Origin of the sequence: Yersinia sp. 2466 StPb PI (genome assembly GCF_041538325.1) — a bacterium.
Lineage (GTDB): Bacteria > Pseudomonadota > Gammaproteobacteria > Enterobacterales > Enterobacteriaceae > Yersinia > Yersinia enterocolitica_E.
Map to the genome: position 1 here is coordinate 317,012 of NZ_JAULSL010000001.1, position 18,805 is coordinate 335,816.

Here is an 18,805-nt window from a genome sequence, read left to right on the forward strand (position 1 = left end):
TAGGGTTACTGATGGCTAAGCAATCAATGAAAGCACGCGAAGTTGTTCGCGTGAAACTAGCTAACAAATACCGCGCTCAACGCGAGGAATTAAAAGCTATTATCTCTGGTGTGAACTCATCCGACGAAGACCGTTGGAATGCTGTTCTGAAGCTGCAGTCTCTGCCGCGTGATTCCAGCCCGTCCCGTCAGCGTAACCGCTGCAACCAAACTGGTCGTCCGCATGGTTTCCTGCGGAAGTTCGGGTTGAGCCGTATTAAAGTCCGTGAAACCGCAATGCGCGGTGAAATCCCGGGCCTTAAGAAGGCTAGCTGGTAATTGTCACCAATTGAATCACGGGAGTAAAGACAGATGAGCATGCAAGATCCGATCGCGGATATGCTGACCCGTATCCGTAACGGTCAATCCGCAAACAAAGTCGCGGTCACCATGCCTTCCTCCAAGCTGAAAGTGGCAATTGCCAACGTTCTGAAGGAAGAAGGTTTTATTGAAGATTTTAAAATCGAAGGCGACACCAAGCCTGTTCTGGAATTAGCTCTTAAGTATTTCCAGGGTAAGGCAGTGGTAGAAAGCATTCAACGTATCAGCCGTCCAGGTCTGCGCATCTATAAGAAAAAAGATGAGCTGCCAAAAGTTATGGCCGGTTTGGGTATCGCTGTTATTTCTACCTCTAAAGGTGTTATGACCGATCGTGCAGCTCGCCAAGCTGGTCTTGGTGGCGAGATTATCTGCTACGTAGCTTAATTCGGGAGGAAAGAATGTCTCGTGTTGCAAAAGCACCCGTCGTCATTCCTGCCGGCGTAGAGGTAAAACTCAACGGTCAGGTTATTTCGATAAAGGGTAAGAACGGCGAGCTGACTCGTACCGTCCATAGCGCTGTTGAAGTTAAGCAAGAAGAAAATACACTGACTTTCGCTCCACGCGAAGGCGCTGTAGACGGTTGGGCCCAAGCGGGTACCACTCGTGCACTGCTTAACGCAATGGTCGTTGGTGTTACCGAAGGCTTCACTAAGAAGCTTCAATTGGTAGGTGTAGGTTACCGTGCCGCAGTTAAAGGCAACGTGGTGAATTTAGCTTTAGGCTTCTCTCATCCAGTTGACCATGAATTGCCGGCTGGCATCACTGCAGAATGCCCGACCCAAACTGAAATCGTGCTGAAAGGCGCTGATAAGCAGGTGATTGGTCAGGTTGCAGCAGATTTACGTGCCTACCGTCGTCCTGAGCCTTATAAAGGCAAGGGTGTCCGTTACGCCGACGAAGTCGTGCGTACCAAAGAGGCTAAGAAGAAGTAAGGTAACACTATGGATAAGAAAGCAGCTCGTATCCGTCGTGCGACCCGCGCACGCCGCAAGCTCAAAGAACTGGGTGCGACTCGCCTGGTGGTACATCGTACCCCACGCCATATTTACGCGCAGGTTATTGCACCAAACGGTTCAGAAATTTTGGTAGCAGCTTCTACTGTAGAAAAAGCTATCAATGAGCAATTGAAGTACGCCGGCAACAAAGATGCCGCCGCAGCTGTAGGTAAAGCTGTTGCAGAGCGCGCATTGGAAAAAGGGATCACGAAAGTATCCTTTGACCGTTCCGGTTTCCAATATCATGGTCGAGTCCAGGCACTGGCAGATGCTGCCCGTGAAGCTGGCCTTCAGTTCTAAGGTAGAGGTGTAAGATGTCACACATCGAAAAACAAGCTGGCGAACTGCAGGAAAAGCTGATCGCGGTAAACCGCGTATCTAAAACCGTAAAAGGTGGCCGTATTTTCAGCTTTACCGCACTGACAGTAGTTGGTGATGGTAACGGTCGCGTTGGTTTTGGCTACGGCAAAGCACGCGAAGTTCCGGCAGCGATCCAGAAAGCGATGGAAAAAGCCCGTCGCGCTATGATTAATGTTGCTTTGGATAACGGTACTCTGCAGCACCCAGTTAAAGGTGCTCACACAGGTTCTCGTGTATTCATGCAACCAGCTTCTGAAGGTACCGGTATCATCGCCGGTGGTGCAATGCGCGCCGTCTTGGAAGTTGCAGGGGTTCATAACGTATTGGCCAAGGCCTATGGTTCTACTAACCCGATCAACGTGGTTCGTGCAACTATTGCAGCTCTGGAAGATATGAAATCCCCAGAAATGGTCGCTGCCAAGCGTGGTAAGTCCGTCGAAGAAATTCTAGGGAAATAACCATGGCAAAGACTATTAAAGTAACTCAAACAAAAAGCAGTATCGGTCGTTTGCCGAAACATAAGGCAACTCTGATCGGTTTAGGTCTGCGTCGTATTGGTCATACTGTAGAGCGTGAGGATACTCCCGCTGTGCGTGGTATGGTCAACTTGGTTTCCTACATGGTTAAAGTTGAGGAGTAACAGATGCGTTTAAATACTCTGTCTCCGGCTGAAGGTGCCAAGCATGCGCCGAAGCGTGTAGGTCGTGGTATCGGTTCTGGCCTGGGTAAAACTGCTGGTCGTGGTCACAAAGGTCAGAACTCACGTTCTGGTGGTGGCGTACGTCGTGGTTTTGAAGGTGGTCAGATGCCTTTATATCGTCGTTTGCCGAAATTCGGCTTCACCTCTCGCAAAGCTATGATCACGGCAGAAGTTCGTCTGTCTGAACTGGCTTTAGTGGAAGGCGACGTAATCGACCTGAACACGTTGAAAGCCGCTAACGTTGTTGGTACCCAGATTGAGTTCGCTAAAGTTATGCTTTCAGGCGAAATCACTCGTGCGGTAACTCTTCGTGGTCTGCGTGTCACCAAAGGCGCTCGTGCTGCTATCGAAGCTGCTGGCGGTAAAATTGAGGAATAAGTAGCAGATGGCTAAGCAACCAGGATTAGATTTTCAAAGTGCTAAAGGCGGATTAGGCGAACTGAAGCGCAGACTTTTGTTTGTTATCGGTGCGCTTATTGTTTTCCGTATCGGCTCTTTTATTCCGATTCCTGGTATCGATGCCACTGTGCTTGCTAAATTGCTCGAGCAGCAGAGAGGGACCATCATTGAAATGTTTAACATGTTCTCTGGTGGTGCTCTCAGTCGTGCTTCTATCTTTGCCTTGGGTATCATGCCGTATATTTCGGCATCGATTATTATCCAACTGTTAACGGTGGTTCATCCAGCGTTAGCAGAGATAAAGAAAGAAGGGGAGGCTGGCCGTCGTAAGATTAGCCAGTACACCCGTTATGGCACGTTGGTATTGGCTATATTCCAATCGATCGGTATTGCTACCGGTCTGCCGAATATGCCTGGGATGCAAGGTCTGGTAATCAATCCAGGCTTTGCTTTCTACTTTACCGCTGTTGTTAGCTTGGTCACCGGGACTATGTTCCTGATGTGGCTGGGCGAACAGATTACTGAGCGTGGTATCGGTAACGGTATTTCAATCATAATCTTTGCTGGTATTGTTGCTGGTCTTCCACCTGCAATAGCCCATACCATCGAGCAAGCTCGGCAAGGCGACCTGCACTTCCTCCTGTTGCTGTTGGTTGCAGTATTAGTGTTTGCAGTAACCTTCTTCGTTGTTTTCATTGAACGTGGTCAGCGTCGTATCGTCGTTAACTATGCTAAACGTCAACAAGGTCGTCGTGTTTATGCAGCACAGAGCACACACTTACCGTTGAAAGTGAATATGGCTGGGGTTATTCCAGCAATCTTCGCTTCCAGCATAATTCTGTTCCCTGCCACGATTGCATCATGGTTTGGGGGCGGGACAGGTTGGAACTGGCTGACGACTATTTCGATGTATTTGCAGCCGGGACAGCCGCTTTATGTGTTACTCTATGCGTCTGCAATCATCTTCTTCTGTTTCTTCTACACGGCGTTAGTGTTTAACCCGCGTGAAACAGCAGATAACCTGAAGAAGTCCGGTGCATTCGTGCCAGGAATTCGTCCGGGAGAGCAAACGGCGAAGTACATCGATAAAGTAATGACGCGTCTAACCTTAATTGGTGCGATGTATATTACTTTCATCTGCCTGATCCCGGAGTTCATGCGTGACGCGATGAAAGTACCATTTTACTTTGGTGGTACCTCCCTACTTATCGTAGTGGTGGTCATCATGGACTTTATGGCTCAAGTGCAAACTCTGATGATGTCTAGTCAATACGAGTCTGCATTGAAGAAAGCAAACCTGAAAGGCTATAACCGCTAATTCAGGGATGTTTGAGAAGTTACGGAGAGTAAAAATGAAAGTTCGTGCTTCCGTCAAGAAATTATGTCGTAACTGCAAAATTGTTAAGCGTAACGGTGTCGTTCGCGTAATCTGCAGTGCCGAACCAAAGCATAAACAGCGTCAAGGCTGATTTATCTTGCATATTTTTCTTGCAAAGTTGGGTTGAGCTGGCTAGATTAGCCAGCCAATCTTTTGTATGTGACTGCAATACTATTTGAGTATCCTGAAAACGGGCTTTTCAGAATGGTATTGCTGTATAAAATAGTAGGAGTGCATAGTGGCCCGTATAGCAGGCATTAACATTCCTGATCAGAAACATACCGTAATCGCGTTAACTGCGATCTACGGCATCGGTAAAACCCGTTCACAGGCTATCTGTGTTGCTGCGGGTATTGCTGAAAATGTTAAGATCAGTGAGCTGTCTGAAGAGCAAATCGAGAAGCTGCGTGACGAAGTTGCCAAGTACGTTGTAGAAGGTGATCTGCGTCGTGAGGTGACCCTGAGCATCAAGCGTCTGATGGACCTTGGGACTTATCGTGGTTTGCGTCATCGTCGTGGTCTACCAGTTCGCGGTCAGCGTACTAAGACCAACGCACGTACCCGTAAGGGTCCGCGTAAACCGATCAAGAAATAATCGGGGTGATTGAATAATGGCAAAGGCACCTATTCGTGCACGCAAGCGTGTAAGAAAGACAGTCTCTGACGGTGTGGCTCATATCCATGCTTCTTTCAACAACACCATCGTTACTATTACAGATCGTCAAGGTAACGCATTGGGTTGGGCAACAGCAGGTGGTTCCGGTTTCCGTGGATCTCGTAAGTCTACTCCGTTTGCAGCGCAAGTTGCAGCAGAGCGCTGCGCTGACGCAGTGAAAGAATACGGTATCAAGAATCTGGAAGTTATGGTTAAAGGACCTGGTCCGGGCCGTGAGTCTACTATCCGTGCGTTAAACGCGGCTGGTTTCCGCATCACTAATATTACTGATGTGACTCCGATCCCTCATAACGGTTGTCGTCCGCCGAAAAAGCGCCGCGTATAACGCTGCTTTTAGGTTTGTTGGAGAGAGAAAATGGCAAGATATTTGGGTCCTAAGCTCAAGCTGAGCCGTCGTGAGGGCACAGACCTGTTCCTTAAGTCTGGCGTTCGCGCGATTGACACCAAGTGTAAGATTGAACAACCACCTGGCCAGCACGGTGCGCGTAAACCGCGTCTGTCTGACTACGGTGTGCAGTTACGTGAGAAACAAAAAGTTCGCCGTATCTATGGTGTTCTAGAACGTCAATTCCGTAACTACTATAAAGAAGCAGCACGTCTGAAAGGCAACACAGGTGCAAACCTGTTGCAACTGCTGGAAGGTCGTCTGGATAACGTAGTTTACCGTATGGGCTTTGGCGCAACTCGTGCTGAATCACGTCAGCTGGTTAGTCATAAAGCTATCATGGTAAATGGTCGCGTTGTTAACATCGCTTCTTATCAGGTATCTCCGAATGACGTAGTCAGCATCCGTGAGAAAGCTAAAAAGCAGTCTCGTGTTAAGGCAGCTTTGGAGCTGGCTGAGCAGCGTGAAAAGCCGACTTGGCTGGAAGTTGATGCTGTCAAGATGGAAGGTGTGTTCAAACGTATTCCTGAACGTACTGATCTGTCTGCGGACATTAACGAACACCTGATCGTCGAGCTTTACTCCAAGTAAAGCTTAGTACCAAAGAGAGGACACAATGCAGGGTTCTGTGACAGAGTTTCTAAAACCGCGCCTGGTAGATATCGAGCAAGTCAGTTCGACGCACGCCAAGGTGACCCTTGAGCCGTTAGAGCGTGGCTTTGGCCATACTCTCGGCAACGCACTGCGCCGTATTCTGCTTTCATCTATGCCGGGTTGCGCGGTGACCGAGGTTGAGATTGATGGTGTACTGCATGAGTACAGCACCAAAGAAGGCGTACAGGAAGATATCCTGGAGATCCTGCTCAACCTGAAAGGGCTGGCGGTGAGAGTTCAGGGTAAAGATGAAGTTATTCTTACCCTGAATAAGTCTGGCATTGGCCCTGTGACTGCAGCCGATATCACCCATGACGGGGATGTCGAAATCGTCAAGCCGCAGCACGTTATCTGCCACCTGACCGATGAGAACGCATCTATTAGTATGCGTATCAAAGTTCAACGTGGTCGTGGTTATGTGCCGGCTTCTGCCCGAATTCATTCGGAAGAAGATGAGCGCCCGATTGGTCGTCTGTTAGTAGACGCATGCTATAGCCCTGTAGAGCGTATTGCCTACAATGTTGAAGCAGCGCGTGTAGAACAGCGTACCGACCTGGACAAGTTGGTTATCGAGATGGAAACCAATGGTACGATCGATCCTGAAGAGGCGATCCGCCGTGCGGCAACTATCTTGGCTGAACAGCTTGAAGCTTTCGTTGATTTACGAGATGTACGTCAGCCGGAAGTTAAAGAAGAGAAGCCAGAGTTCGATCCGATCCTGCTGCGCCCTGTTGACGATCTGGAATTGACTGTCCGCTCTGCTAACTGCCTCAAGGCAGAAGCTATCCACTACATCGGTGATCTGGTACAGCGTACCGAGGTTGAGTTGCTGAAAACGCCGAACCTGGGTAAAAAATCTCTTACTGAGATTAAAGACGTGCTTGCTTCACGTGGTCTTTCTTTAGGCATGCGCCTAGAAAATTGGCCACCAGCTAGCATTGCTGACGAGTAACCGGATCACAGGTTAAGGTTTTACTGAGAAGGATAAGGTCATGCGCCATCGTAAGAGTGGTCGTCAACTGAACCGTAACAGCAGCCATCGCCAGGCTATGTTCCGTAACATGGCCGGCTCTTTGGTTCGTCATGAGATAATCAAGACGACCCTGCCGAAAGCGAAAGAGCTGCGTCGCGTTGTTGAGCCGCTGATTACTCTTGCCAAGACCGACAGCGTAGCTAATCGTCGTCTGGCATTCGCCCGTACTCGTGATAACGAGATCGTGGCAAAACTGTTTAACGAGCTAGGCCCGCGTTTCGCGAGCCGCGCCGGTGGTTACACTCGCATTCTGAAGTGTGGCTTCCGTGCAGGCGACAACGCACCGATGGCTTACATCGAGTTAGTTGATCGTGCTGCATCGCAAGCAGAAGTAGTTGCTGCAGAGTAATCTGTAAACGCGTAAAAAAACCGGGCTTGCCCGGTTTTTTTACGTCTACAATTCAGTGATATGCGTTTATCCTTCCCATATATTGCCAATCCTCTCTTATTATTTTGCTACCGATCCTTTAACCTTAACTATTCTTCGATTTTATAAAGTCTGATCTCTTGGTCGTGATATGGAATTAATTGATGAATGGGCGGAACGACGCATTATTGATGCTCAGCAAAAGGGCGAACTCGATAATCTGTCAGGCAGCGGTAAACCACTACAGCTAGATGATGACTCCCTAGTTCCTCTTGATTTGAGAGCAGGTTACAGATTACTGAGAAATGCAGGGTACCTCCCCGTTGAATTGCAGGATCGTCAAGAAGCGCTTACTGTCGCCGAATTGTTGTCACAGATAGATAAGCAGCACGATAACTACCAGAATTTACATAAGCGCTTGGCATTATTGGAACTGAGATTGAGACAAGCAGGGTTTAGCACTGACTTTCTCCATCAGGAGTACCAACATAAAATGGTCGATAAACTGTCAAAAGAGGAGTAACTAAATGTTAAAAATTGGGCAACTCGCTAAACTGGCTGATGTTACACCAGATACTATTCGCTACTATGAGAAACAAGGAATGATGGATCATGGCAAACGGACAGACGGTGGTTACCGACTGTATAGTGAACAAGATTTACAGCGTTTACGTTTTATCCGCTATGCGAAGCAGCTCGGGTTTACATTAGAAACTATCGCCGAATTACTGTCGATTCGTGTCGATCCTGAACATCATACCTGCCAGGAATCAAAAGCAATTGTGGATTCTCGATTACATGATGTGGAAAGTAAGATAACTGAGTTTAAAAGAATGCGTGAATCACTAAAACGCCTTAGTAATGCCTGCTGCGGAAGTACTCATGCAACGACTTATTGTTCTATTCTGGAAGCACTGGAACAAGGGGCGACTGAAGAACCCGCTAAAGACTAAATTTTAGGTGGGTAGTTTAAATCAGCTTACATTAGCAGTATTATGCGTAGGATTTTTAATCAATAAATTTATCAGTGAGGTTTTATTATGGCGGTATATCGACATACCAAGGGGAAAATTAAGGATAATGCGCTAGAAGCATTACTCCATGACCCACTTTTCAGGCAACGTATCGAGCAGAACAGTAAAGGAAAAGGAAGTTATCGGCGTAAAGAAAAATACGCAAAAGGTGGTAACTGGGAGGCCAGTGGTAAGCAATCAATAGATTCATTACCACTGGTCTTCTGATTTGAAAGCAGTAAAAAGCCATCATATGATGGCTTTTACGTTTATCAAAACTGAACTTACTTTGATTGCTGCGCTTTCAGTAAATCACGAATCTCGGCTAACAGCTTTTCTTCTGTTGTTGGTGCTGGCGGTGCTGCAGGCTCTTCCGCTTTTTCACGGCGCATTTTATTCATTAGTTTCACTGCAGAAAATATAGCGAGTGCCACAATAACAAAATCGAAAATGCTCTGAATGAATGTACCGTAGTTCATTACTACAGCAGGTATAGTCCCTTCAGCAGCACGTAATATGAAATGGAATTGCTTGAAGTCGACCCCCCCAAGCAATAAGCCAAGTGGCGGCATGATGATGTCGGCAACAAGTGAAGAAACAATTCTGCCAAATGCGGCACCAATAATTACCCCGACTGCCAAATCGACCACATTGCCACGCATGGCAAATTCACGAAATTCCTTCATAAAACTCATAAATGACACCCCCTTTAAAAATGAATGACTTAATCTTAGCTAAATAAAACTCGGTAGAACCATAATTATAGAAAATTTTCCCACTATCTACGGAAATAGTTTTAATTTATAAATGGGTTCGAACTAGTTAATTATTAATAATTACAGGAAGAATGGGCTTGGTTGGAACAAACGCTCCACATCGGGCACGAATTTCTTGTGAGTAATAAACATCACTACGTGGTCACCCTGTTTAATTATGGAGTTGCTGTTGGCAATGATAACCTCATCCCCACGTACAATTGCCCCAATGGTAGTACCTGGTGGTAACTTTATATCCTCAACCATTCGGCCAACAACTTTTGATGTGGTTTCATCACCGTGGGCAATTGCTTCGATTGCCTCAGCAACACCTCGCCTTAATGAAGAAACACTGACAATATCCGCTTTACGGACATGACCTAAAAGGGCTGAAATAGTGGCCTGCTGCGGTGAGATGACAATATCAATAACGCTTCCTTGAACCAGATCGACATAGGCGCTACGTTGGATTAATACCATTGCCTTTTTTGCGCCCATCCGTTTTGCCAGCATCGCGGACATAATATTGGCTTCATCGTCATTGGTAATGGCAATAAAGACATCGACCTGTTCAATATGCTCTTCTGCCAGCAGTTCCTGGTCTGACGCATCGCCATAAAATACGATAGTATCGTGTAACATCTCGGCTAATTCGGCGGCTCGCTGCGGGTTACGCTCAATTAATTTTACACTGTAATCTTTTTCTAATCGTAGGGCTAAACCGGCTCCGACATTACCACCGCCAACAATCATAATGCGCTTATAGGGTTTTTCAAGACGTTGTAACTCACTCATTACAGCGCGGATATGCTGTGAGGCAGCAACAAAGAAGACTTCATCACCTGCTTCAATGATAGTTGAGCCCTGTGGACGAATTGGTCGGTCTTGACGAAAGATTGCTGCCACTCTGGTATCAATATGAGGCATATGTTCACGCAGAGAGGATAATGCATTCCCCACCAATGGGCCGCCATAATAGGCTTTTACCGCCGCAATACTGACCTTACCTTCAGCAAAATTAACTACCTGTAATGCACCAGGATATTCGATTAGTTTATAGATATTATCGATAACTAGCTGTTCCGGTGATATCAAATGGTCAATGGGTACCGCTTCTGGTAGAAAAAGCTTATCAGCTTCACGAATATATTCAGCCGAACGGATACGTGCGATGCGATTTGGTGTATTAAATAGTGAATACGCAATTTGGCAGGCAACCATATTGGTTTCATCAGAATTGGTCACTGCAACCAACATATCGGCATCTTCAGCCCCCGCTTCCCGCAAGACTCTCGGATGCGATCCATGCCCTTGTACTACACGCAGATCAAATTTATCTTGCAACTGGCGTAGGCGGCCAGAGTCAACATCCACAACGGTGATATCGTTGTTCTCGCCTACCAGATTTTCTGCCAGGGTTCCGCCAACTTGCCCCGCCCCAAGAATAATTATTTTCATAGCGTTCTCTGTTCCACACTGAAATTAGGTTTTGAGGCATAGCCAAAGCCACGATTATCTTTTGATTAACTTCGCATAAAAGAAACCATCGCCATCCTCAGGGTGTGGCAAGTTTTGTTTACCGGGAGTCGCGTTAGTACCAGTTTCAACCAATTCTGCTTCACAATGTCGTTGCAGGAAAGCGGCTATCTGTTGCTGATTCTCTTGCGGCAATATCGAACAAGTAGCATAAACCATTACGCCACCTTTCTTCAGTCTAGGCCAGATAGCTTCAATGATCTCAGATTGTAATTCTGCCAGATCGGCAATATCACTGTCTCGGCGCAACCATTTGATATCAGGGTGGCGACGAATCACACCGGTGGCAGAGCAAGGTGCATCTAGCAGAATACGATCAAATTGCTGATCGTCACACCATGTATCCGGGGTTCGACCATCGCCGACTCGCACCACTGCATGTAATTTCAGACGTTGTAAATTTTCCTTAACCCGGCTGAGCCGTTGTTCATCAATATCCACAGCTAATACATGTGCTTTTGGCGCAGCTTCGAGGATGTGTGTTGTTTTACCGCCCGGAGCGGCACATAAATCAAGGATCTGTTCACCATTTTGCGGATCAAGTAGATCAACACAACCTTGGGCTGAAGCATCTTGCACTGTTACCCAGCCTTGTTCGAAACCAGGCAGATCATTGACGGCGCACGGGGCAATAAGCCGTACTGCGTCGGGATAAAAGGCATGAGGTTCTGCATCTATCTCCGCTTGCTTTAACAGCTCGAGATATTCACCGCGGGTATGATGGAGACGATTTACCCGCAGCCACATTGGTGGCTTTTGGTTATTCGCGTCCACAATCTGCTGCCATTGTTCTGGATAGGCTTGCTTAATACGCGCTAATAACCAGCTAGGATGCAGGTAACGGCTATCACTATTTGCAGCGCGCTCCAGTAATTCCACTTGCTGACGCTGGAATTGACGTAGTACACCGTTGATCAACCCTTTTAGTTGCGGACGTTTCAGCGCAGTGGCACCTTCAACCGTTTCGGCTAGAGCAGCATGTGGCGGAATCCGGGTATAAACCAACTGGTATAGCCCGATCATAATCAGGTAGTGAAAAACACGCTGTTTACCAGTCATTGGGCGCGCCATCAACTGCTGGATACACCACTCTAGCTGTGGTAGAACACGCAAAGTGCCAAAACACAACTCCTGTAGCAATGCGCGATCTTTATCGGAAATATTTTTCTGTAGCCCAGGCAAAACGGTACTGAGCGATTGCCCCTGATCCAATACCTGGCTAATTGCTTTAGCAGCGATGCTGCGGAGATTATATGTGTTTTTCATAACCAAAAAAGCCGACAAACGTCAGCAAATAAAGGGAAAGTGGCCCGATGATGAAGTATCGGGCGATGAAACCTACATCCGTCATCTTTCAAGTTGCAGGGGTGTTGGCTGATCTCGTTACTTGACCATCTCTGGACCGGCCTTCCTGCATCTTGACATCTATTAGGTATATAGCTGTAGCTGCTGAGTTATTATGCTAGTTGACTACCGGGCGCAAACCATTCGCGACGTGAATTTAATAAGTCAGCTGCGGACATGGCTTTCTTGCCGGCTGGTTGCAGTTGCGTGATATTTAAAACGCCATCTGCGGTAGCCACTTGGATCCCATGTTTATCTGCATGAATGATGGTTCCGGGCTTGGTATTATCTACTTTAGGGAGTACCTGTGCCTGCCAGACCTTGATGAGCTGTTCATCAACGACAAAATAGCTAACTGGCCAAGGATTAAAAGCACGAATACAGCGTTCTAACTGAGCCGCAGAAAGTGACCAATCTAATTTGGCCTCCTCTTTACTTAGCTTTTCTGCATAAGTGGCTTGTGCTTCATTTTGTACTTCCGGCTGTGCACTGCCTTGCGCTAATTGCTGCAATGTTATCAATAAGCCCTGAGGGCCTAATTGCGCCAGCTTATCGTACATTGTCGCACTGGTATCATCCGGCTGAATGTCACATTCAATTTTATGCAGCATATCTCCGGTGTCTAGCCCAACATCCATTTGCATGATTGTTACCCCAGTTTTTGCATCACCGGCCCATACTGAACGTTGGATAGGCGCAGCACCACGCCAGCGTGGTAATAGGGAACCATGGACGTTAATACAGCCTAATCGCGGCATTGCCAAAACAGATGCAGGCAAAATCAGACCATAGGCAACTACGACCATAATATCAGCATTCAGATCAGCCACGAGATGTTGGTTCTCCTCGGGTCGTAGCGATTTCGGCTGAAAAACGGGAATACTTTGTTGTTCTGCCAATACCTTCACTGGGCTCGGGGTCAGTTTATTACCTCGGCCAGCGGGACGGTCCGGTTGAGTGAAAACACCAACAATCTGATGTTGGGAAGACAACAGCGCGCCAAGATGGCGCGCTGCAAAATCAGGCGTTCCTGCAAAAATAATCCGCAAAGAGTCAGACACGTTGGTTTCCTGCATTAGATGGGGTTAGTCGGCTCGGGCATTTAACTTGGCCATTTTCTCCAACTTTTGGCGGATACGCTGACGTTTCAGCGGCGATAAATAGTCCACAAACAGTTTGCCAACCAAATGGTCCATTTCGTGCTGAATACAGATTGCTAATAAATCATCCGCTTCCAGTTCGAACGGTTTACCATCACGGTCCAGCGCTCTGATTTTTACTTTTTCAGCGCGAGGGACTAATGCCCGTTGCTCAGGAATTGATAAGCAACCTTCTTCAATGCCGGTTTCACCGCTTTTCTCCAACAGCTCTGGGTTAATCAACACCAGGCGTTGGTCACGATTTTCCGAAACATCAATCACGATAATTTGTTTATGAACATCCACTTGGGTTGCGGCAAGGCCAATGCCTTCCTCTGCGTACATGGTCTCGAACATGTCGTCCACAATACGCTGGATTTCGCCATTGACTTCTTTTACCGGCGCCGCAATTTTGCGCAGCCGCTCATCTGGGTAATGTAATACTTGTAATACTGACATAAATATCTAGATCTGCGTCCGAGTAGTGAATGATATTCAATCTCTATTCTAGACATTTCCGGCTCTGATTGACAGCATCGTCTACCAATTGAACAAATCGGTGTCAGCATAGAAAGCAAGCCAGGGAGGCAATATGTTAGCGGCTGAATTATGGCTCAGGATGAGCAAGGTTAAGGGATTTGGGGTAGTGAAAAGCAGTGCATTGGTCAGACGGTTACTTGTCCGTGGTGATGTCCACCCCGGCAGATTGGCTGCTTACGGATTGGATGCTCAGCAATGCCAGCAGTTTTATCAAGTAGATCCCCGCTATATTGAGGCCAGTTTAACTTGGCTGAGTCAGCCTTCTCACCACTTATTAGCCTACGGTGAGCCAAGCTATCCACCCCGTTTGGCTCATATCTCTGCCGCTCCTCTGGTGCTGTTTGTTTCTGGCGAGCTCGATGTGTTGTATCGCTCTCAGATTGCCATGGTGGGTAGCCGTCATTTCAGCCACTATGGTGAGCAGTGGGGCTGTTACTTTGCTTCAGAACTGGCTCGAACGGGGTTGGTTATCACCAGTGGTCTGGCAATTGGGATTGATGGGATTTGTCATCAAGCGGCTTTGAATGCTAAAGGAAAGACCATCGCGGTATTAGGTAGCGGGTTGGAGAACATATATCCACGTCGACATCGTCATCTGGCCAAAGACATTGAGTGCCAAGGTGGAGCTCTGGTCTCTGAGTTTTTGACAACAGCATTGCCGGTCGCTGCCCATTTCCCCAGAAGGAATCGTATTATCAGTGGGCTAAGTTCTGCTGTATTAGTGGTTGAAGCTACGCTGAAAAGTGGCTCTTTGATTACTGCCCGCTATGCTATAGAGCAAGGGAGAGATGTTTTTGCTTTACCGGGGCCATTAGGGAGTGCAACCAGCGAAGGTGTGCACTGGCTGATTCAACAAGGCGCATATCTGGCGAGGTCAGCACAAGAGATAGCTACACAAGTGGGAGGTTCACTTCAATGGATATCATTGCCCGGGAAAGTAACTATTTCTGCATCAGAGGAGCAAGTTGAATTGCCATTTGCTGATGTGTTGGCTAACGTAGAAGATGAGGTGACACCCGTTGATGTCAGTGATATGTATATATCCTATTGAATATTAAATATAAATGAAAATTAATGACCACGTATTGACCACGCTTGATAAATCAGCCCCGCTTGCGGGGCTTTTTCATGAGCGCAAAATCATCACGGAATCGACATGCGGCTGTTTTCCCTGGAGTGCTGGCCGGCTGCTTTCTCATCACATCACAACGATCCACGCGAGATCTTTCGCGCATGTTATTGCAAAAACATTTTCACGCTCAATCCCTCCGCAATCCTTGCGGCGCGTGGCTTCACTATACTTTCAACTCTTGTGAAAATATGCCCGCCGATATTATTTGATCGTCACGTAATCCAAAAGAGATCCTTTTAAAACATGAAGTTAACCAATTGGTTAGCAAAGGGATAGCCGCGACTTTTTGCAAATCTCTGCAAAAGTTGGCGGCGAGTGCAAAACCATTCAGACAGCAATAGCCCAGCGGCGGCGCGGCTTGGCGGGTTTGTTTGCCCCTCAAAACTATTGCAAAATTTTTAAGATCCAAATCGTGCAGGCGGGTGCGGTGTAGCGCCGATTTCGTCCCGCGAGTGCTTCCGTATGTGGGCTAGGGATTCGCCCACGCGCGCAGGTGGTGAGATCGGATTGTTGGGTATGCGGTTACGTGTTTTGGGGCTTGAATTGATTGAGGGGCGTTACAGTGCGTTAGTTAATCACTGAAGCACAGACGGTTAGCTCTGTGCTCGATGGTGGCTAGGCAATGAAGGGGCCGTACTTGGTAGTAAGGGCTTGAGTGCGGTTGGCTGTGGCGGTGAAATCGCCGGCATTCAGTGGCCCGCCGGTGTTGATGTGGGTATGGCTAGCGGTCTGCGTGGCCAGGGTTTGGATCACGTCCAGCGTATCAGTGAGCAACGTCAGCACATTGATTTCATCCGTACCCAGGCGCACGGAAGGAGCGATAAGTTCCTGGGAAGCGGCAACACTGCGCCGAATGCCGGCTATTTTCTCCGTGAGCGCGCCGGCGATATCAGTCGTTTGGTTCTGGCCAACTTTGATATTTTGATTCTGGCCAACATCGTCAGTTTTGTCTTTGCCGACTTTGGTCACCATGTTTGCCGATGTGCCTATCGAATAATCACCCTCGGCAAGTTGCACCATCTGGCCGGCCATCAGGGTTTTAGTTCCCAGTACCGTGGTGCTATCGTTGGCTTTTACCGTGGTGTTGCGGGTCGTAGTGGTGCGGCTTTCCTCGTCACTGGTCACGCTGCGCCGGCTGCTGGTTTCTTCTATCGCCTGGTCGGTATCACGCTGCCAACTGCCGTCAACCGTCACGCGCTGACTGACGCCGGCGCGCTGCTGTTGCAACTGCTCCCCCGGTTTCACTGCGGGCAGTGATAACCCCTCAGACAGTATTTGCCGGATCATCGGCTTATCTGGCCGGCCATCAGCAAAACCAATTTCGACCAGCGTTCCCTCTGGCGGGAACTGGAACATACCGCCCTCACTGCCAGCCATCGGAATAGGAAGCGGTACCGCGTTATATTCCTGCGCGCCGGCTGCGGCGTTGCCGTTCTCGTCCAGCAATTGAACATTAACCGCATAGCGAGGCCGGAAGGGGTCGGACGGGTCGCCCAGCTCGGCGGCATCGGTCGGACTCATTACCCGCGCGCGGCGAGGCAAATGTAAACCCGCACCCAATTCTGGATAAAGCTTTTCAATCTGGCGCTGTTCCGGGGATTTCTGCGCCGGCTGGCCCTGGCTGTTTAACGGCGTCCAGTTCAATGTCATTGTGTCATCGCTCACATCAACCTTGGTGATGCGCTGGCCGTTCACAATAACGCCCGGACGAATGGCCGGGATAAGTGGTAAGGTAAGGCTATTCCCGCCGCCGCCGCCCTGGGCGAATTCCTGCGGAATATCAACTGGCGTTAGTGCAAAACGAGAGTCGGCATAGCTGCCAACGTAAACCGTGCCATCGGGCAACTGATACCAGACAAAATCCGGGATACTGAACGCCCGGCCAAGGTTAAGTAATAGCTGGTTGCCGCTGCCATTATGCTGAAAATGGGGGATCGGGGTATCGGTGTAAGCGACATTTTCCGGTAATACAAAACGCATGGCAGTTGATTTGCCGACCGCGTCGGTAACATCGCGTAAGGTGGGGTGTTGCAGTGAGCACGGCCACGAACGCTCAAACACGCCGACCAGCTCCCGCACCATTAACCGCTGCGCGCCATTTTCAGCCGGCGCGCTACGCTCCACAAACCCGGTTAGCCAGCGGAATATCGAGGCGTTATTGCCCAAATCCAGCCGCACCAATTTACCGTTACAATCCTGGTCAGTTAGCGCAGTAACAAACCCCAGGCCGCACCCATTCAATGAGAGCGAAAGATTTAAGTTATTGGCGGGGATAACATCATCGCCAATACGCAATATCACAACGGATTTCATGCGCTACCCCCTGCCGGGCCTATGGTGTTATCAATTTTTTGCAGCACACTTTCAAACCATGAGCGGCTTTCCGCTGTCTCGCCCTCTGACGCGGTCGCGGTACCGCCTGCGGTCTGAATAGTGGCATTTTTCCCGCCTTTGCTGGCTTGTTGGGCCTTACGTTCGGCCACACTGGAAAATTCAGTCAGGGTAAAATTAACCAGCCACGCCATAGCATTTGTTTGTTCGGCGGCATCCACGCCACTGGTAAAGGTGGCTTCCCGGAACTTCACCGCCTGGGCCAGGGAGTGCGCGACACGATAGCGCTTCTTACTGCCATCTGCGTTCTTGGCTTCGGCCAGGCTATAAATACGCGTCAACATAGCGGCATCCGTATATCGAATTAACCCGGATACCCGCAACTCCTTGCCTTTGGTGCCTTGCTCTGATTTGTTGGTACTGCTGGCCTGGCCGCTCTGGTCTTTGTCCTGTATAGGCATCGTCAACGTAACCAGAATGTTTTTTAATAAAATCGCCTCGCCATCGAGCGCCAGCATCACAATATCAGCCATGATTTACCACCATTGCACGCAGTGGGGCCAAATCCGCGCCCACAAACAGTAACGCCAGGCTAAAAATGGCCTGGCTGTCGGGAATGTCTTTTTTCATCTCAGCGATAGCCGTTTGCGTGTTGCCCTCCACTGAAAACGCCCAAATTGGCACACTCGCCCCTTGTAATTGTTCCAGGCTATTTTTTGCATCGGTAAGCAATGCGGCGCGCTGTTGTTTGAATGCTGCCAGGGCTGTACCGATAGCCTCGCTACTGCTGCCGGCGGCGGTATTGCTGATCGCTTTTTGCAAGGCTTGCGCACCGGATGCCATGCGCGTGGTGGCAACGGATAGCGGCGCACTGGCTGGCAAACCACCCGGACGCGCGGGGATTTGCATTTTGCTGGCATCCAAACTTAACGCCGCTTTTGCTCGGCGCTGAACTTGGGTCAATGCCGGTATCGGGAACACCTCGCCGGCGACGGTCAGTAGGGAAATAAACTGGCCCAGGGATGTGGCGGTAATAAGAAATACCACTACATCCTGTTCGCTGTCTGCGCCGGCCAACCGGCTGGCGAGTGTATCAATCGCATTGGCCGGACTCAGAAACGAGCCTGATGTTTCTGTTTGACCAACGCCAAACGCCCAGGGATGAACGGCCACGGTTGAGCAATTGACCGGGGCCAGATTGGCCGGGATGCGTAATAATGATTTATGCCACATAAGCCGCATCCGGCCAAACAGGTACCCGATAGCCATTATTAACGGCTTCAATCAATAACCATTGCGGTAATTCTGGCAATTCGACTAGCGGCCAGCCGGCGACGGTCGGCCAGGCTTTAAAGGCCAGTCGCACTGCCATTAATTCACCGCGTTGCTCGTCTGTCAGTGGGCTGTCATCAATGGAATAATCAATGATAGTCAGAGCATCAGTGGCGGCAATAAAAGCATCACGATAGCGCCGGGCGGTTGCTGCGATATCATTATCGGTGACGACTGGCGCAGGAATATCAACCCATTTAGGCATTCCCTTTTTATTCGCGCCACGCTTTTTCCCGATTGGCTGCATATCAGAGAATTGAGCATAAACATCATCATTAATCTCTACTAAATCACCCGGTAATGTCCCGGCGTCTGCGTAAATCCCTAACAACTCTTTCGGGTAAAAACTCAGTGTTGTGGCTGAGAAACAGTACATG

At 48.7% G+C, this 18,805-nt stretch carries 26 protein-coding genes and 1 pseudogene; 18 read left to right on the plus strand and 9 right to left on the minus strand.

What is annotated here, in order from left to right:
- Positions 1–11: 11 nt before the first annotated feature.
- The 17 genes from rpsN to Q2T72_RS01420 all read left to right on the plus strand — a co-directional run bounded on the left by rpsN (position 12) and on the right by Q2T72_RS01420 (position 8,547).
- Entirely contained in the window at positions 12–317 is a 306-nt protein-coding gene (rpsN, locus tag Q2T72_RS01340) for a 30S ribosomal protein S14 (protein WP_004391418.1), read from the plus strand.
- A 33-nt stretch (positions 318–350) separates the two neighbouring features.
- Complete coding sequence (gene rpsH, locus Q2T72_RS01345; protein ID WP_032820216.1) at positions 351–743, plus strand: 30S ribosomal protein S8; 393 nt, start codon at positions 351–353, stop codon at positions 741–743.
- A gap of 14 nt (positions 744–757) precedes the next feature.
- Complete coding sequence (gene rplF / locus Q2T72_RS01350; RefSeq protein WP_004391415.1) at positions 758–1,291, plus strand: 50S ribosomal protein L6; 534 nt, start codon at positions 758–760, stop codon at positions 1,289–1,291.
- Between the two features lie 9 nt (positions 1,292–1,300).
- Positions 1,301–1,654 carry a 50S ribosomal protein L18 gene (gene rplR / locus Q2T72_RS01355; RefSeq protein WP_004391413.1) on the plus strand — a complete coding sequence of 118 codons (354 nt, stop codon included), beginning with the start codon at positions 1,301–1,303 and terminating at the stop codon, positions 1,652–1,654.
- A gap of 14 nt (positions 1,655–1,668) precedes the next feature.
- Entirely contained in the window at positions 1,669–2,172 is a 504-nt protein-coding gene (gene rpsE / locus Q2T72_RS01360) for a 30S ribosomal protein S5 (RefSeq protein ID WP_004391412.1), read from the plus strand.
- A gap of 2 nt (positions 2,173–2,174) precedes the next feature.
- Complete coding sequence (gene rpmD / locus Q2T72_RS01365; protein ID WP_002213339.1) at positions 2,175–2,354, plus strand: 50S ribosomal protein L30; 180 nt, start codon at positions 2,175–2,177, stop codon at positions 2,352–2,354.
- Positions 2,355–2,357: 3 nt separating this feature from the next.
- The gene (rplO, locus tag Q2T72_RS01370) at positions 2,358–2,792 is read left to right on the plus strand and encodes a 50S ribosomal protein L15 (protein ID WP_004391411.1); all 435 of its coding nucleotides are present in this window, start codon (positions 2,358–2,360) and stop codon (positions 2,790–2,792) included.
- A 7-nt stretch (positions 2,793–2,799) separates the two neighbouring features.
- Positions 2,800–4,131: a preprotein translocase subunit SecY gene (secY, locus tag Q2T72_RS01375; RefSeq protein WP_002213344.1), complete on the plus strand. Its 1,332-nt coding sequence runs from the start codon at positions 2,800–2,802 to the stop codon at positions 4,129–4,131.
- Positions 4,132–4,165: 34 nt separating this feature from the next.
- Entirely contained in the window at positions 4,166–4,282 is a 117-nt protein-coding gene (rpmJ, locus tag Q2T72_RS01380; protein WP_002227352.1) for a 50S ribosomal protein L36, read from the plus strand.
- Between the two features lie 147 nt (positions 4,283–4,429).
- Entirely contained in the window at positions 4,430–4,786 is a 357-nt protein-coding gene (gene rpsM, locus Q2T72_RS01385; protein ID WP_004702348.1) for a 30S ribosomal protein S13, read from the plus strand.
- A gap of 16 nt (positions 4,787–4,802) precedes the next feature.
- Positions 4,803–5,192, plus strand: coding sequence for a 30S ribosomal protein S11 (gene rpsK / locus Q2T72_RS01390; protein ID WP_004709234.1), 390 nt, complete (start codon positions 4,803–4,805; stop codon positions 5,190–5,192).
- Positions 5,193–5,222: 30 nt separating this feature from the next.
- Positions 5,223–5,843, plus strand: a complete 621-nt coding sequence (gene rpsD / locus Q2T72_RS01395; protein WP_002218949.1) for a 30S ribosomal protein S4 — start codon at positions 5,223–5,225, stop codon at positions 5,841–5,843.
- Positions 5,844–5,868: 25 nt separating this feature from the next.
- Positions 5,869–6,858, plus strand: coding sequence for a DNA-directed RNA polymerase subunit alpha (gene rpoA / locus Q2T72_RS01400; protein WP_002438685.1), 990 nt, complete (start codon positions 5,869–5,871; stop codon positions 6,856–6,858).
- A 40-nt stretch (positions 6,859–6,898) separates the two neighbouring features.
- Entirely contained in the window at positions 6,899–7,288 is a 390-nt protein-coding gene (gene rplQ, locus Q2T72_RS01405) for a 50S ribosomal protein L17 (RefSeq protein WP_004391407.1), read from the plus strand.
- 169 nt (positions 7,289–7,457) lie between these two features.
- Positions 7,458–7,829 carry a DnaJ family domain-containing protein gene (locus tag Q2T72_RS01410; RefSeq protein WP_083161165.1) on the plus strand — a complete coding sequence of 124 codons (372 nt, stop codon included), beginning with the start codon at positions 7,458–7,460 and terminating at the stop codon, positions 7,827–7,829.
- A gap of 4 nt (positions 7,830–7,833) precedes the next feature.
- Positions 7,834–8,259 (plus strand): Zn(2+)-responsive transcriptional regulator, encoded by a 426-nt coding sequence (gene zntR, locus Q2T72_RS01415; RefSeq protein WP_372568505.1) that lies wholly within the window; start codon positions 7,834–7,836, stop codon positions 8,257–8,259.
- An 87-nt stretch (positions 8,260–8,346) separates the two neighbouring features.
- A complete protein-coding gene (locus tag Q2T72_RS01420) occupies positions 8,347–8,547 on the plus strand; it encodes an alternative ribosome-rescue factor A (protein WP_083161161.1) in 201 nt (66 codons plus the stop codon).
- A 56-nt stretch (positions 8,548–8,603) separates the two neighbouring features.
- On the opposite strand, the gene mscL is transcribed toward Q2T72_RS01420, so the two are convergent.
- From mscL to def, 5 genes are all read right to left on the minus strand, one after another.
- Positions 8,604–9,014, minus strand: a complete 411-nt coding sequence (gene mscL, locus Q2T72_RS01425; RefSeq protein WP_032906607.1) for a large-conductance mechanosensitive channel protein MscL — start codon at positions 9,012–9,014, stop codon at positions 8,604–8,606.
- A gap of 141 nt (positions 9,015–9,155) precedes the next feature.
- Complete coding sequence (gene trkA, locus Q2T72_RS01430) at positions 9,156–10,532, minus strand: Trk system potassium transporter TrkA (protein WP_083161159.1); 1,377 nt, start codon at positions 10,530–10,532, stop codon at positions 9,156–9,158.
- Positions 10,533–10,586: 54 nt separating this feature from the next.
- On the minus strand, positions 10,587–11,876 hold the full coding sequence (gene rsmB, locus Q2T72_RS01435) for a 16S rRNA (cytosine(967)-C(5))-methyltransferase RsmB (RefSeq protein ID WP_083161157.1): 1,290 nt from the start codon (positions 11,874–11,876) through the stop codon (positions 10,587–10,589).
- Between the two features lie 191 nt (positions 11,877–12,067).
- Positions 12,068–13,015 (minus strand): methionyl-tRNA formyltransferase, encoded by a 948-nt coding sequence (gene fmt, locus Q2T72_RS01440; RefSeq protein WP_083161155.1) that lies wholly within the window; start codon positions 13,013–13,015, stop codon positions 12,068–12,070.
- Between the two features lie 24 nt (positions 13,016–13,039).
- Positions 13,040–13,552, minus strand: a complete 513-nt coding sequence (gene def / locus Q2T72_RS01445) for a peptide deformylase (RefSeq protein WP_083161153.1) — start codon at positions 13,550–13,552, stop codon at positions 13,040–13,042.
- A gap of 133 nt (positions 13,553–13,685) precedes the next feature.
- Between def and dprA the strand changes: the two are divergent.
- Positions 13,686–14,660: pseudogene (dprA, locus tag Q2T72_RS01450) on the plus strand (DNA-protecting protein DprA); the annotation flags it as partial.
- 720 nt (positions 14,661–15,380) lie between these two features.
- Here dprA and Q2T72_RS01455 read toward each other — a convergent pair.
- The 4 genes from Q2T72_RS01455 to Q2T72_RS01470 are packed head-to-tail and all read right to left on the minus strand — an operon-like array spanning position 15,381 to position 18,804.
- A complete protein-coding gene (locus Q2T72_RS01455) occupies positions 15,381–17,078 on the minus strand; it encodes a hypothetical protein (RefSeq protein WP_372568506.1) in 1,698 nt (565 codons plus the stop codon).
- The gene (locus tag Q2T72_RS01460; RefSeq protein ID WP_050132632.1) at positions 17,075–17,629 is read right to left on the minus strand and encodes a hypothetical protein; all 555 of its coding nucleotides are present in this window, start codon (positions 17,627–17,629) and stop codon (positions 17,075–17,077) included. The genes Q2T72_RS01455 and Q2T72_RS01460 overlap by 4 nt, the downstream gene beginning before the upstream one ends.
- Positions 17,622–18,329: a hypothetical protein gene (locus Q2T72_RS01465; RefSeq protein ID WP_372568507.1), complete on the minus strand. Its 708-nt coding sequence runs from the start codon at positions 18,327–18,329 to the stop codon at positions 17,622–17,624. Before Q2T72_RS01465 ends, Q2T72_RS01460 begins: the two co-directional genes overlap by 8 nt.
- The gene (locus Q2T72_RS01470) at positions 18,319–18,804 is read right to left on the minus strand and encodes a tail fiber assembly protein (protein ID WP_372568508.1); all 486 of its coding nucleotides are present in this window, start codon (positions 18,802–18,804) and stop codon (positions 18,319–18,321) included. The genes Q2T72_RS01465 and Q2T72_RS01470 overlap by 11 nt, the downstream gene beginning before the upstream one ends.
- Position 18,805: the final 1 nt, after the last annotated feature.